This window comes from Psychrobacter sp. JCM 18900, assembly GCF_904846625.1.
Classification (GTDB): domain Bacteria; phylum Pseudomonadota; class Gammaproteobacteria; order Pseudomonadales; family Moraxellaceae; genus Psychrobacter.
Genome location: NZ_CAJHBL010000001.1, coordinates 597,208 through 611,421, shown reverse-complemented (window position 1 = coordinate 611,421; position 14,214 = coordinate 597,208). Strand labels below are relative to the sequence as shown.

Below are 14,214 nucleotides of genomic sequence, written 5' to 3'. Positions count from 1 at the left end.
ACTATGGGGAAAACCATGTCATTGAACGCTATCAGCGCTAATCTAACCTCTACGAAGCTTATCTTACCTGCAGCCGTATTTGGCATGATGTTGGGTCTAGCAGGTTGTAGTAATTCTTCAACCACAGAAGAAAGCGTAGAAGTAGAGTCAACAGAAACAGGTGCTGAGCAGCAAGCAGCAACTGACGAAGCTACGACTGCTGATAGTCAGACGATTACTATCTACTCATCACGTAATGAGCAGCTTATTAAGCCATTGTTAGATCGCTATACTGAGCAAACAGGCGTAAAAGTTGAGTTGGTCACGGACAAAACAGGTCCACTCATGGCGCGTTTGCAAGCGGAAGGTCAGAATACTCCAGCTGATATGCTATTGACCGTTGATGCTGGTAACTTATGGCAGGCTGCAGAGCAAGGCCTATTACAGCCAGTATCGTCTACTGTATTAGAAGCTAACGTCCCTGCAAAATACCGTGATCCAAAAGGTCAGTGGACTGGTCTGTCACTACGTGCACGTACTATCTTTTATGACCCAAACAAAGTTACTGCCGACCAGTTATCTACTTATGCAGATTTGGCCGATCCAAAATGGAAAGGCAAACTATGCTTACGCACCTCTAAAAAGGTCTATAACCAATCGCTTGTCGCTAGCATGATGGAGCATTTGGGCGAAGAAAAAACCGAAGCGGTTATCAAAGGTTGGGTTGATAACCTAGCGACTGATGTGTTCAGTGACGACGTTGCGATGTTAGAAGCTATCGCTGCTGGTCAGTGTGAAGTAGGTATTGCCAATAGCTACTACTATGGTCGTCTATTGGACGAGAAACCAAACTTCCCTGTTAAAATATTCTGGGCAAACCAAGATACGACTGGTACGCACGTAAACATCTCAGGCGCTGGCGTGGTTGCAGGTTCAGACAATCCAGATGGTACGCTTAAACTGATAGAGTGGTTGTCATCTGATGAGGCACAAGGTCTTTATGCCAGCTCTGACAAAGAATTCCCAGTAAAAGTAGGTATCGATGAGTCAGACATGCTCAGATCATGGGGCGAGTTCAAAAAAGACGATATCAATGTACAGAAATTCGGTGAACTACAAACTCAAGCTATCCAAATGATGGATAAAGCGGGTTATAAATAAGGGATCGCCAGTAATACTGATACCAATCTCAAAATCATAACTTTTAGACAATAGTTCTTAAAACAGTAGCTTTTAAACAACAGCTTTTAAAGAATGGGTTCAAAGGTTAGTTATTACAGATCAGTTATTCATGTAATGACGATTTTGAGGTTGGTATAAGCTTACAAGGTCTCTATACGTATGACACGGTAATGATAATATGATCACAACGCCAGATGCGTCTGTTAGTCAAAATGATACTGTCAATAACGGTGTTAACGACAAGCAGACTGTCAGCCAAGACCACGCCCTTCGTAAACGTATTATCTCGAAATCAGTCTTAGGGCTGATTTCGTTGTTTATGCTAGTACCGATTTTAATCGTGCTGCTGTCGTGGACTCAGCCAGTGGCAGAGATTTGGACACACATGGCAGATTATGTACTGCCGCAAGTGCTCAAAAACACGGCGATTTTATTACTTATGGTGACTGTCGTTTCAGGCACTATTGGTACTGCTCTGGCTTGGGTCACTAGTATGTACCGTTTCCCTGGTCAGCGTTTCTTTTCATGGGCACTGATGTTGCCACTTGCCATCCCTGCTTATGTATTGGCATTTGTCACTATCGGGATTGTTGATTTCAGTGGGCCGCTACAGACAGCTTTGCGCGATTCTGGTATCAGCACTGCCATACCGTCGATAAGGAATGTATGGGGCGCGGGCTTGGTATTATCGCTAGCGTTTTACCCTTATGTATATTTACTCGCGCGTCAGGCATTTTTGTCACAAGGCAGGCGAGCGATAGAAGCGGGGCAGATGCTAGGTTTGAGTCGTAGCCGTGTGTTTTTTCGACTGGCTCTACCACAGGCACTGCCTTGGATTATAGGTGGCTTGTTGCTAGCCAGTATGGAAACCTTAGCGGATTTCGGTGCAGTATCGGTATTTAATGTCGATACTTTTACTACCGCCATTTATAAAGCATGGTTTGGTTTTTTCAGTTTGACCACAGCGGCTCAGCTAGCAGCCTTGCTCATTGGCGTGATCTTCATTGTGGTATTGTTTGAGCAGTATTGGCAAGCGAAGCGTGGTAGCTCACTGACCCAAGGTAGCAGCCAACGCTTTGACGCTAGCAAACCTGCTAAGCTCGCCATGACGCTGCTGTGTACGCTGATCTTTTTAGTTGCCTTTTTAATACCTTTTTTGCAGCTCATCTATTGGACAGCACTGAATTTTCGCCAAGATTTTGATGCGCGTTACATTGATTTTGTCACCAATAGCATTATGATTGCTGGGATGACCACGCTTTTCATTGCTTTTTTGGCCATTATTATTGCGTGGATCAAACGGCAGTATCCTGATAAATCAACCAAATTGATGACCGCTTTGGCCAATTTAGGCTATGTTGTCCCTGGTACGGTATTGGCTGTGGGGATATTTATTCCCATAGCGTGGCTAGACAATCAAATGATTGCGTTTGGCATTACGTCACAGCAAGTACTTTCTGGCAGTGTCATTGTTATGCTACTAGCATTATCGACACGTTTTATGACGGTGAGTTTTCAGCCAGTGGATAGGCAATTGCAACGATTGACAGTCAATCAAGAAGCCGCTGCGAAGTTACTCAGTGACAGCCCTTATCAGCGCTGGCGTTATGTGATGCTGCCTGTACTTAGCCCTGGCGTATTGACTGCATTATTGATGGGCTTTGTCGAAGTGATGAAAGAGATGCCCATTACGCTGATGACACGGCGTCAAGGCTGGGATACGCTTGCAGTACGAGTATTTGAAATGACGAGCGAAGGTATGTGGGGACGAGCCGCATTGCCGAGTTTGCTAATCGTGCTGGTTGGTTTGCTCCCTGTTTGGATATTATTGCGTCAAAGCGACAAACACAGCTAGTAACAACAAAGCTAATAGCAATAATTTGACATAAGTTTAACAGCACACTCATAGTGTCAGCTATATTATAATTTGCTCTGTTTTATCGATGGTTTTACTTACTAATAGCGAACTGGTACCGTCTATGTACACTGATTCAATGAACGACTCTACAAATTCTAAGTCAGAAAAGGCTCGGGCTAACCACATGCCTGTAGCAAAATCACCACTGTCACAAAATAGAGTCAATCCAGTTCAGCCGAACAAAACTATAGAACAAAGCAATACCTCACAACAAAATACTGAGAAACATATCGCGACAGATCCTTATTTTAGTGTGCAAAATCTCATTGTAGGCTATGACGATACTATTGTCGTTAATGGTCTATCGTTGATGTTGGAGCAAGGCGAGATTGGTTGCTTCTTAGGTTATAGCGGCTGCGGGAAAACAACAGCGCTACGAGCAATCGCGGGATTGGAGCAAAGTCGCTGCGGCACTATCTATCTAAACAATCAACGCTTAACAGAAAAAACTGCTCGCCAATCATTTGCAGTAGCGCCAGCCAAACGTGGCATGGGCATGGTGTTTCAAGACTATGCTCTGTTTGGTCATTTAAGCGTGGCGAAAAACATCGCCTTTGGTCTCAATAAATGGTCAGCTGCTGACAAAAAAGCCCGTGTGGCTGAGATGCTAAGCTTAGTCGAATTGACTGAACATGCAGACAAACGTCCTAATGAGCTTTCTGGTGGTCAACAGCAACGCGTGGCTCTCGCAAGAGCGCTAGCACCCAAACCAAAACTACTATTACTTGACGAGCCGTTCTCTAATCTAGATGTGGTGCTGCGTGAATCACTAGCAATGAATGTCCGTGATATTCTCAAACGTACCAATACCACAGCGATTTTGGTCACTCACGATCAAAATGAAGCATTTGCGCTAGCCGATAAAGTAGGGGTAATGGATAAAGGACGATTGGTACAGTGGGCAAGGCCAAGCGAGCTGTATCATGAGCCTGTCAGTCCTTTTGTTGCAGAATTCGTAGGCGAAGGCGCCATGATAGACGGTATTATCAAAGAAGGTCATGTTGAGACAGCACTGGGGAATATCTATCGCCGCATGGAAGTCTATGATGAATCAGGACAACCACAGTACTGCGAATATGATTATCCAAATGGTACGCCAATCAAAGTACTCGTGCGCCCTGATGATATTATTCATGATGATGACAGTACGCAGACAGCTTTGGTTATCGGACGTGTGTTTCGCGGTGCCAACTATTTGTACCGACTGCAGTTAGACGACGGACAGACTGTCTTATCCTTAGTTGCGAGTCATCATAATCATGCAATCGGCTCGCATATTGGCATTCTGCCTTTGCTAGAGCATGTCGTAGTCTTCGATGAAAAAGACATCAATGCCACTACTTGGTCAGAATACGATAGATCATCGAGAATGGATGAAGAGGTTTAGTAGCATTTATCATTCTTGGGCAATCTTCTCAATTTACCGTTTAGCCAAAATGTGTAAGTAACGACCAAGCCATTTGTACGGCTCTAACTGTGAGTAGCGTAACTCCATTCTAATCACTGCATCTGGGTCGTTATGACCGCCACGTTTGAGCGGTGCATAGTCATGAAACACTCGTAAACCACTGCTACGTACCGTCTGATAATCATGCGCTTTGAGCCACGACTCGACTTCTTCTTTGGCCACGGGATGGTTGGGAGTGAGACTTTTCTTATTGTCCGCTTTGTAATCGTTACCATCAAGTAAGCTATCGAGTAAGTTAAAATTACCCATGATAAGATTGCGATAGTCGAAACTCGCTGGATTATAAAAGCAGACGGATAGTGCGCCACCATCTATTAATTGCTTATCAAAAAAGTCCATGACTGCCGCTGGTTCTGCCAACCATTCAAGTAGCGCGTGCGACATAATCAAATCAAATTTTGCTGTCTCTGTCTGAGCCAGTTTTTCCTTAAGCGCTTGATAAGGGCAAACATACCATGTTATGTCTAGCTTTTTATCAATTTTTTCTGCGCTCGCTTTCGCCTTCTCAAGCATATTTGCTGATATATCATTGATGACTACGCTATGACCTTGAGCAGCAAGTTCTATCGCAATTTGTGCAAGCCCTGCACCCACATCCAAGATACGTAAAGGTCGCCCAAGCGCCTCACTCATCTGCGCGCTATATTCAAAAATATCACGTCGTAATACGGCCAATCGAATCTCGCCTTTTAAACCACCATACACTTTCTTTTCGAAATGATCGGCAATGGCATCGAAGCTACGATCTGCTCGCTCGTTTTCTGCTGGTATAGAAAGGTTTGAGTCAGGCTGACTATCTTGATGTTTAGTTGTCATAGGTATTTAGATCAATAATTAAGAGGGTTAGAGTATAGTCAGCGAATTACTAAACTGCTACGGTGTTACCCTCCCTAGAGGTACTATACGTACAATCTGCGGTCGGCTGGCTTGTAGCTGTTTTAGATTTCTTTGACTATAAGAAAAATATTTAGTACAACCTAGGGCGTGTCCTCAATTCAATCGATAGTTATCTAAATGGGTTAAAAATGGCTAAATCTCGCCAAATAGCTGACTAATATCTCGATATTATCTGCACTATTTTCCTTATTTGACTACAATTTATCTTATTTTTATCACCATTTTTAAAATGAGGACACGCCCTAGCGTTTCAAACGTCTGTTAATTACCCATTTAAAAACGACCTTCGCTAATACAATAACGACAAATACCACGATAACAAACACCCACATACCATTGCCTTGTAGATTTTCTTGATAGGCTTTTGACAAGTATGCTGATAAAGCCATAGCGACTAGAAGTGCTCCCCAACGGACATAAGGGACAGCGCGATTGTTATGGTTAGGAAAGCTAGCAACGTAATCGCTCGAAAAGCTGTATAGCACCATTGCTAAAATCCAAACAACTGCAAGAATGATATCCATAGTAATAGTAGCCTGTTAGGTCGTTATGTAAGTGCTATAAAAGATGAGCTAGTGTAGCGTTTAGAAATTTTTTGTCCAGTATCACTCAAAAAATAGCTGCATCAAAGTGGTTTAAATCATAATGTGCTCATGAGAATAATATGATCGTGAAAGCCAACGGTTTCATTAGCTTTTAAGACATGCCAATTGCCTAAAGCTACTCGTTTTCTAGCGCTGGAGCTATGACGGCTACTTGCATACTTTGTAGTAGCTTTTAATAATATTTTGCGATATAAATAGTAAGGTTTAAGAAACAGTTACGATTGAGTGAATATCATGCCGAATCACTTAATTAATAATTATCGATGGAAAAGACGTGCAAAAAAAATCTACTGCCAAGGACTTTCGGCATATTTTTGGTTTACCACTGCTAAGGATAGCAACCATGATTAAATCTAAATCCACCACGGATACCAATGGCAAGTCATTTGCCAATACTTATCAACTTACCTCCATTACTATCAATAAACCAATAATGTCACGTTGCCTATTATCAATCGCCATTGCCAGTAGTTTATTACTGGTTGGTTGTGGTGATGACGATAACGATAGCATTGTTCGTAATGATACGTCAGTTGAGAGTATCAACGCGTTTAGTACCACTGAAATAGACGATCAAATTAGTCTTAGTGGTACAGCTACCCCTGCTGCTAAATGCGATATCAAAATCAAAAAGGTCAGCTATCCAACGGTTGGCGCAGCAGGTGAGCGAACGAATGCGACCGCAGCATTGATGCTACCAAGTGGTGATAGCGCTGACTGCCAAGGTGACCGACCTATCTTGCTCTATGCGCATGGCACGACTACTGATAAAGACTATGACTTTAGTCAAGTGGCCAACACTCAGAACCCAGCCGTTGGTGAGTCGACATTGATTGCCGCAAACTTTGCGGCGCAAGGTTATATTGTGGTTGCACCAAACTATGCAGGTTACGATGACTCAAAACTTGATTATCATCCGTATCTTGTCGCAGAGCAGCAATCCACTGATATGGCTGATGCATTAGATAGCGCGCGTGAAATCATTGTCAGACAAAAACATGCCAACGACAGCGACTATGCCAACATTGATGACTCAGGTAAGCTATTCATCAGTGGTTATTCACAAGGCGGGCATGTGGCAATGGCCACCGCAAGAATGCTGGAGCAAAACGATGAGCCAGTCACAGCCATTGCACCTCTATCAGGACCGTATGCATTAGCAGCATTCGGTGATGCAATCTTTTCGGGTAACGTCAATATCGGTGCGTCTCGTTTTGCACCATTATTAGCAGGTGGCCTGCAAAAAGCATATGGCAATGTCTATAACAGCACAGCTGATATATTTACTGCCAATTATGCAAACACCCAATTACCAAGTTTATTAAGCTTCGGCGAGCTGGTCGCTGCCAATAAACTACCAGATAATGCATTATTTGAAGCAAAACCCACTGGTAATGCCTTATTAGATCAACTGCCAGACAGTGAATTGCCATTTGCATTCTTAGGTTTTGCAGACGATAATTATCTGATAAAAACAGACTTTCGTGCCGCCTATGTCACGGATGCTTTGCAGAATCCAGACAGCTTAGTGGTAGGTACAGGGTTATTGCCAGCAGCCAACCCACAGAATAATCTACGTAAGGCGCTAAAGGCCAATGATCTACGTGGTTATATACCAAAAATGCCAACCCTATTATGCGGTGGTAACCAAGACCCAACGGTCTATTACGATCTAAATAGCAGTTCAATGGCTGCTATTATTCAAGGGAGTGTCGCACAAAATCCAGCCCTTACCGTTAACGTGACAGTATTAGATGTTGATGCCACGACAGCTAATGATCGTCCTAATACTCCTAATGTTCAACTTATTGGACAGGCGTCTCTGAACCAATGGAATATTAATTCTGTGGTAGCAAGCGTTCAAAGTAACTTTGTTCAAAATCTTCAACGCGTAGTAGATGTAGGAGCACAGCAAGGCATACCTGCAAGCGTTGCTGTATTGGGTAACTATCACGGTGGTCTGGTCAGTACGGCTTGCACGCAAGCCACGCGTGAGTTCTTTGAGCAAAACTTTAATCAAAGTAACAACCCCACTTAATATCACCAAGCGTTTATAAATAATTTATATTTAAATGACGTCAAGAAACTGCATTTATTGAGTGCAGTTTTTTGACGTTTAATGTTTCTCTACTTGAGAAAATAAACAATGGAACCAATCAGCACAGCGCTACTCGCCCTAGTATTTACTTTTACATCTATGAGCCAAGCACAGGCTCAAAATACGCCTTGTTCAGGTAAAATGGGCGGGGTGTCTCATTGCTCAGCAGATGGTAAGTTCGTCTGTAAAAATGGCAAAATAAGCCAATCAAAAAAAACCTGTCATTAGAATTATTTTAGTGTGTGTCAATAATTCAAAATATCACTGCGAATGAACCGCCTAGCTTGATTTTAATGGTGGTCAAAGCCCCCTAAATCAGCAAATTTGTGCTAAAATAGCTTCTTTTATTAAACATTGTTTTTAACAAAAACCGTATCACAATTTTCTGGTTGTTTTGCACGTGTAGCAGTGTTTTTTATGGTGTCTATTTTGGTCATGACTGCCCATTTATGTGGCAGTATTTTTATATGATCTATGGGTGCCATAAGCGATGTGTCAACGTTAGAAAAAATGTGAGTGAAGGAGTGTATATGAGCGAATCGGTCAGTCCTATTGGCATCGTAGATGAACTAAAGCAGTCGTATTTGGATTATGCGATGAGCGTGATCGTCTCGCGTGCGCTGCCTGATGTGCGTGATGGGTTCAAACCTGTACACCGCCGCGTGATGTATGCCATGCACGTGCTATCAAACGATTATAATAAGCCGTACAAAAAATCAGCACGTGTGGTCGGTGATGTTATCGGTAAGTACCATCCACACGGCGATAGTGCTGTCTATGATGCCATCGTACGTATGGCGCAGGATTTCAGCTTGCGCTACCCAATGGTTGATGGTCAAGGTAACTTTGGCTCGATCGATGATGATCCTCCGGCAGCGATGCGTTATACCGAAGTACGTATGACCAAACTGACCCACCAAATGCTCGCTGATTTGGACAAAGACACGGTCGATTGGGAAGACAACTATGACGGCTCTGAGCGCATGCCAAGCGTGATGCCAGCGCGTATTCCTAACCTATTGGTCAATGGCGCGACGGGTATTGCCGTTGGTATGGCGACCAATATGGCACCGCATAACTTGACCGAAGTAATAAATGCTTGTCTTGCGTATGCTGAAAATCCACAAGTTTCAGCTGAAGAGTTGATGTCACATATTTCAGGTCCTGACTTCCCTACGGGCGGTATTATCTATGGTCGCGCGGGCATTTTAGATGCTTATCGTACGGGTAAAGGCCGTTTGCATATCCGTGGTCGCTATCATATCGAGCCGATGAGCAATGCTGGCGTCAACCGTGATCGTGAGCGCATCGTATTTACCGAAGTACCTTATCAGGCCAACAAAGCCAAACTGATTGAGCGTATCGCAGAGCTTGTTCGTGATAAAAAAATCGAAGGCATTAGCGAAATTCGTGATGAGTCTGATAAAGACGGTATGCGTATCGCTATTGACTTGCGTCGTGGCGAGACCGCTGAAGTTATCGTTAATAACCTATTTCTACAAACGCCGCTAGAGTCTAGCTTCAGTATCAATATGGTGGCACTCGATAATGGTCAGCCAAAACTATTGACCTTGCGTCAGCTTATCGCTGCATTTGTTCGTCATCGTCAAGAAGTGGTGACCCGCCGTACGATTTATGAGTTGAACAAAGCCCGCGTTCGTGGTCATTTGCTAGAAGGTCTAACGGTCGCACTAGCCAATATCGACGAAATTATTGCGACGATTAAAGCTTCTGCAAACCGTGGTCTAGCACGTGAAAGTCTATTAAATAACACGTGGGGCTCAGGTAGTGTCGTTGCGATGCTTACCGCTGCTGGTAGTCAGTCAGTACGTCCTGAGTTTATCGATGGCGAAGATCCTAAAGCGCCGTTTGGTCTGATCGAAGGTGAAGAGCGCTATCGCTTGTCACTTGAGCAGGTCAATGCAATTTTAGACATGCAACTGCATCGTTTGACTGGTCTTGAGCAAGACAAGCTGACTGAAGAATACCAAGACCTATTGCGTGAAATCGCGCATTTAGAGTCTATTCTTGGCGATTTTGATAAGCTGATGGCTATTATCTCTAATGAGATGATCGAGATTCGTGATAACTTTGGTGATGAGCGCCGTACCGATATCATCGATTCACGTATGGACTTTAGTCGCGAAGACCTTATTCCTGAGCAAACGGTCGTTATGACGGTATCGCGTACTGGCTACGCCAAAACTCAGCCGATTGATGACTATGTTGCACAAAAACGTGGCGGTAAAGGTAAGTCTGCCACGGCAATGAAAGAAGATGATGTAATCGATCACTTAGTCGTGACATCAACGCATTCTACGGTACTGTGTTTCACTGATAGTGGACGTGTCTTTAGCTTACGTGGTTTTGAAGTGCCGATTGCCAGTCGCGGTGCTCGTGGTCGTCCATTGGTCAATCTAATTGGTCTAAATAGCGACGAAACCGTTACGACGATATTACCAATTCCAAAAATCGTAGAAGATACATCAGTAGTAAGTGAAGTATCAGAAGTAAGCAATGATGACGATCCGGTAGAAGATAGCAACCAAGCAGAGCCGCCTTTTGTATTCTTTGCCACGGCCAACGGTACAGTGAAGCGGGTAGAGCTGAAGCAGTTTGCCAATATTCGCTCGAACGGTTTGATTGCAGTTGGATTAGAAGACGGTGATAAATTGGTCAGCGCTCGTATTACTAATGGTAGCCAAGAAGTGATGCTGTTCGCTTCAAGTGGTAAAGCCATTCGTTTTGATGAGAATGATGCGCGTGCGATGGGCCGTACGGCTAAAGGTGTCCGCGGTATGCGTCTGGCTACTGATGAATTTATCAAGTCATTAGTCGTTATCGAAGATGATGTACGTGAAATCCTGATTGCTTGTGAAAACGGCTTTGGTAAACGTACCTTTATCGATGAGTTCAATACACAAAATCGTGGCGGTGGCGGTGTGATCGCTATCAAGACCAGTGAGCGTAATGGCGCACTAGTACGAGCGACCAAGGTTGACTCTACCGATGATATTATTCTAATCTCTGATAAAGGGACGTTGGTTCGTACGCCAGTTGAGCATGTTGCTAGTTCTGGTCGTAATACGCAAGGCGTGACACTGATTCGTCTGTCAAAAGATGAAAAACTGGTTGCCATGGCGCGTGTTGAGCACGAAGAAAGTGATGACGAGCTTATCGATGCCATGAGAGAATACGGTACGTTTGAAGTAGAAGGTCAAGAGCAGATAGATATTGATGCGACAACTGACAATACTGCAACTACCGACGTCGATGATGTGATTGATATTGCAAACGATCATAAACCAAGTGACAATCTATAATAGACTAACTATGCATAAGACGATGACGAGTATTAGTCTTGGTAATTAGCTTTTGAGTCTAGTCTCTTAGCATTTTTCTAGAAAAAGCCTCTGACGTTATCGTCGGAGGCTTTTGTTTTTTAACTCTCATTTTTTCAATACTGTAAATAAGGTTCTATTTTTTAAGGCTGTTGTTATGCTTACGACCAATCAAACTTTTCAGGGAACGGTTGCTTCGGTATCATCGAGCTTTTTATTCTCGATGATGTTTTTGTTTGGACTGTTTATGCTGCCCTTAACAGGGACGCAGGTAGCGTCATGGCGTGTTCTCATGATGTTACTCAGTTTGGTGATATTGGTCAGTTTGACTAAGCAATGGCAACGTGTTTTTGATTATATAAAGACGCTAAAGACAGTCAAGGAATGGCTAATATTTATACTGCCTGCGCCAATCCTAGGTGGGCAGATTTGGTTGTTTATGTGGGCACCGGTCAATGGGTTTGGTCTCGATGTTACGTTGGGCTATTTTTTATTGCCGCTAGTGATGATTGTGCTTGGTCGATTCTTTTACCATGAGTATATGAGCATCTTGCAATGGGCTGCCGCGATATTTGCAGCACTCGGTATCGGGTACGATATGGTTCAGTATGGTTCAGTATCTTGGGTGACACTGTTTGTATGCTTGGGTTATCCACCGTATTATCTGCTACGCCGCACCCTTTCTGTACCGCCCATTACAGGGTTATTGTTTGATTTGACGCTGTTGACACCAGTAGTGCTCATCGTGCTTTATATGACGGGCGGCTTTGATGTTGCAGCGCAAGACATGAAGTTCTGGTATCTATTGCCGCTGCTTGGTGCTTTTAGTGCGCTTGCGATGTCGCTGACGATGATTGCTAGTAGCAAGTTGCCAGTATCACTGTTTGGGGCGCTAAGTTATATAGAGCCGATGCTGTTATTCGTATTGTCTATTACTATTTTGAGTCAAAGCCTTGAAGAAGGTGGGTCGCTCTTTATGTATGGCATGATTACGCTTGCGTTACTGGTCATGATGGCTGATAGCATAAAAGGCTATCTCGTTCGTCAGCGTAATGACCGCTTGCATGGCTATAGAGAGCTTCAGATTGGCGGCTTTCCACCGCGTCGTCACTTTATCAATCAGCGTATCGATGGCGTGCTAAAAGCCCATCGTTTTCGTAAGATTCGTCGTTACCAAAAGAAGATGGATAAGATACAGCAAAAAATCCAACAACTTGATGCAAAATAAGCACTTACCTGAATTAAATTTACTCAATTCAGAAGTTTAGACACTAGATGAACAGTGGCATTGCTTATTCATTCTGACTTTGACATAATGCCGACCATGATGTAAGCCTAATACATCAAAAGCGTTCAACTTAGATTGCGCGACGACCTTATATGCAAAAGCCTCAGACGTTCTCGTCTGAGGCTTTTGTTTTTTTTAAAAATTGCCATGGATGTGCCCCAATCTTTAAAGGCTGTTGTGATGCTGACTACTAACCAAACCTCGCAGGGTACAATCACTGCCGTCGCTGCAAATTTTTTATACTCATTGCTGTTCTTATTTGGTCTACTGCTGCAACCATTATCAGGTACGCAAGTCGCTTCGTGGCGCGTGCTGACAATGTTTTTTAGTCTGGTATTGCTGGTAAGCGTACTAAAGCAGTGGCAGCACATTTTCGATTATCTAAAAACATTAAAGAACGCAAAAGAGTGGTTTTTATTTATATTACCCACACCGATTTTGGGCGCGCAAATCTGGATATTTATGTGGGCGCCAGTCAATGGTTTGGGACTTGAGGTAACGTTGGGTTACTTCCTATATCCGATGATTATGATTGTTGTCGGCAGGTTCTTTTACAACGAAGACATGAGCTTACTTCAGTGGGTTGCCATTGTATGTGCAGGGCTCGGTATCGCTTACGATATTTTTGAGTATGGCGCTATTTCTTGGGCGACTTTGTTTGTTTGCTTGGGTTATCCTCCTTATTATCTACTACGTCGCAAACTTGCAGTACCGCCTATTACTGGTCTGATTTCAGACCTTGTATTGTTGTTACCAGTGGTATTGGTCGCGCTGTATATGAATGGCGGTTTTGAAGTAGCAATCACCAACCACAAGCTTTGGTATCTGCTGCCACTATTGGGCATTATTAGTACCGCTGCGATGTCACTGACGATGGTAGCCAGTCAGAAGCTGCCTGTCTCACTATTTGGCACTCTGTGTTACCTTGAGCCAATATTCTTGTTCATATTCTCAATCGCAATTTTAGATCGTAACTTACATGATGGTGGCTCCATGCTAATGTACAGCATGATTTTCATCGCACTGCTGATTATAATTGCTGATAGCGCATTAGGTTATATGGCGCGTAAACGTGAAGACCGCTTACATGGCTACAATGAGCCACAAGTGGGCAGTTTTCCACCACGTCGTCGTCTGAAAAATCGCCGTATCAAAGGCGTGCTAATCGCGCATCGATTCCGTCAGATCAAAAAATATCAGCAAAAGATAGATAAAATGACGCGCAAAATTGAAGCATTACATTTAGATTGATGTCAAAGAGTACACCGTCTTAGATAGTATCGATTCGGTAGGCATTGTTTTCTAGTATGTCTGCCAACTCACAGTATTAAAGAAGTACAAATTACGCTATTATCGAGAGCAGTAGTGCCACGATCGAGCAAACGTATGGTGCTATATCTGAGATATTATGGCTGATTTACTACAATATATAACTAGG

The 14,214-nt window shown here is 43.4% G+C and carries 10 protein-coding genes; 8 read left to right on the top strand and 2 right to left on the bottom strand.

Annotation, left to right across the window (positions count from 1 at the left end; genetic code table 11):
* Positions 1 to 15 precede the first annotated feature (15 nt).
* The 3 genes from JMX96_RS02395 to JMX96_RS02385 all read left to right on the top strand — a co-directional run bounded on the left by JMX96_RS02395 (position 16) and on the right by JMX96_RS02385 (position 4,466).
* Positions 16 to 1,140, top strand: a complete 1,125-nt coding sequence (locus tag JMX96_RS02395; RefSeq protein WP_201567062.1) for an extracellular solute-binding protein — start codon at positions 16 to 18, stop codon at positions 1,138 to 1,140.
* Between the two features lie 199 nt (positions 1,141 to 1,339).
* Positions 1,340 to 3,016, top strand: a complete 1,677-nt coding sequence (locus JMX96_RS02390; protein ID WP_201567061.1) for an ABC transporter permease — start codon at positions 1,340 to 1,342, stop codon at positions 3,014 to 3,016.
* A gap of 124 nt (positions 3,017 to 3,140) precedes the next feature.
* Positions 3,141 to 4,466 (top strand): ABC transporter ATP-binding protein, encoded by a 1,326-nt coding sequence (locus tag JMX96_RS02385; protein ID WP_201567060.1) that lies wholly within the window; start codon positions 3,141 to 3,143, stop codon positions 4,464 to 4,466.
* A 33-nt stretch (positions 4,467 to 4,499) separates the two neighbouring features.
* Here the strand turns inward: JMX96_RS02385 and JMX96_RS02380 are convergent, their stop codons facing one another.
* Both JMX96_RS02380 and JMX96_RS02375 read right to left on the bottom strand, forming a co-directional pair.
* Positions 4,500 to 5,363, bottom strand: a complete 864-nt coding sequence (locus tag JMX96_RS02380) for a methyltransferase domain-containing protein (protein WP_201567059.1) — start codon at positions 5,361 to 5,363, stop codon at positions 4,500 to 4,502.
* A gap of 323 nt (positions 5,364 to 5,686) precedes the next feature.
* Complete coding sequence (locus JMX96_RS02375; protein WP_201567058.1) at positions 5,687 to 5,968, bottom strand: hypothetical protein; 282 nt, start codon at positions 5,966 to 5,968, stop codon at positions 5,687 to 5,689.
* Between the two features lie 424 nt (positions 5,969 to 6,392).
* On the opposite strand from JMX96_RS02375, the gene JMX96_RS02370 reads away from it, so the two are divergent.
* The 5 genes from JMX96_RS02370 (at position 6,393) to rarD (JMX96_RS02350) (ending at position 14,027) form a co-directional block, all read left to right on the top strand.
* Positions 6,393 to 8,087: an alpha/beta hydrolase family protein gene (locus JMX96_RS02370; protein WP_201555874.1), complete on the top strand. Its 1,695-nt coding sequence runs from the start codon at positions 6,393 to 6,395 to the stop codon at positions 8,085 to 8,087.
* Between the two features lie 108 nt (positions 8,088 to 8,195).
* On the top strand, positions 8,196 to 8,375 hold the full coding sequence (locus tag JMX96_RS02365; protein WP_201567057.1) for a hypothetical protein: 180 nt from the start codon (positions 8,196 to 8,198) through the stop codon (positions 8,373 to 8,375).
* Between the two features lie 302 nt (positions 8,376 to 8,677).
* A complete protein-coding gene (gene gyrA, locus JMX96_RS02360; RefSeq protein WP_201567056.1) occupies positions 8,678 to 11,470 on the top strand; it encodes a DNA gyrase subunit A in 2,793 nt (930 codons plus the stop codon).
* Positions 11,471 to 11,645: 175 nt separating this feature from the next.
* Entirely contained in the window at positions 11,646 to 12,716 is a 1,071-nt protein-coding gene (gene rarD / locus JMX96_RS02355) for an EamA family transporter RarD (protein WP_201567054.1), read from the top strand.
* A gap of 240 nt (positions 12,717 to 12,956) precedes the next feature.
* Positions 12,957 to 14,027: an EamA family transporter RarD gene (gene rarD / locus JMX96_RS02350; RefSeq protein WP_201567052.1), complete on the top strand. Its 1,071-nt coding sequence runs from the start codon at positions 12,957 to 12,959 to the stop codon at positions 14,025 to 14,027.
* Positions 14,028 to 14,214 lie beyond the last annotated feature (187 nt).

Excerpts from the sequence above, each read along its gene's own strand:
- JMX96_RS02385 (WP_201567060.1), top strand. The coding sequence starts at position 3,141 with ATGTACACTGATTCAATGAACGACTCTACAAATTCTAAGTCAGAAAAG.
- JMX96_RS02370 (WP_201555874.1), top strand. The coding sequence starts at position 6,393 with ATGATTAAATCTAAATCCACCACGGATACCAATGGCAAGTCATTTGCC.
- JMX96_RS02390 (WP_201567061.1), top strand. The coding sequence starts at position 1,340 with ATGATCACAACGCCAGATGCGTCTGTTAGTCAAAATGATACTGTCAAT.
- JMX96_RS02395 (WP_201567062.1), top strand. The coding sequence starts at position 16 with ATGTCATTGAACGCTATCAGCGCTAATCTAACCTCTACGAAGCTTATC.
- rarD (WP_201567052.1), top strand. The coding sequence starts at position 12,957 with ATGCTGACTACTAACCAAACCTCGCAGGGTACAATCACTGCCGTCGCT.
- rarD (WP_201567054.1), top strand. The coding sequence starts at position 11,646 with ATGCTTACGACCAATCAAACTTTTCAGGGAACGGTTGCTTCGGTATCA.
- JMX96_RS02365 (WP_201567057.1), top strand. The coding sequence starts at position 8,196 with ATGGAACCAATCAGCACAGCGCTACTCGCCCTAGTATTTACTTTTACA.
- JMX96_RS02375 (WP_201567058.1), bottom strand. The coding sequence starts at position 5,968 with ATGGATATCATTCTTGCAGTTGTTTGGATTTTAGCAATGGTGCTATAC.
- JMX96_RS02380 (WP_201567059.1), bottom strand. The coding sequence starts at position 5,363 with ATGACAACTAAACATCAAGATAGTCAGCCTGACTCAAACCTTTCTATA.
- gyrA (WP_201567056.1), top strand. The coding sequence starts at position 8,678 with ATGAGCGAATCGGTCAGTCCTATTGGCATCGTAGATGAACTAAAGCAG.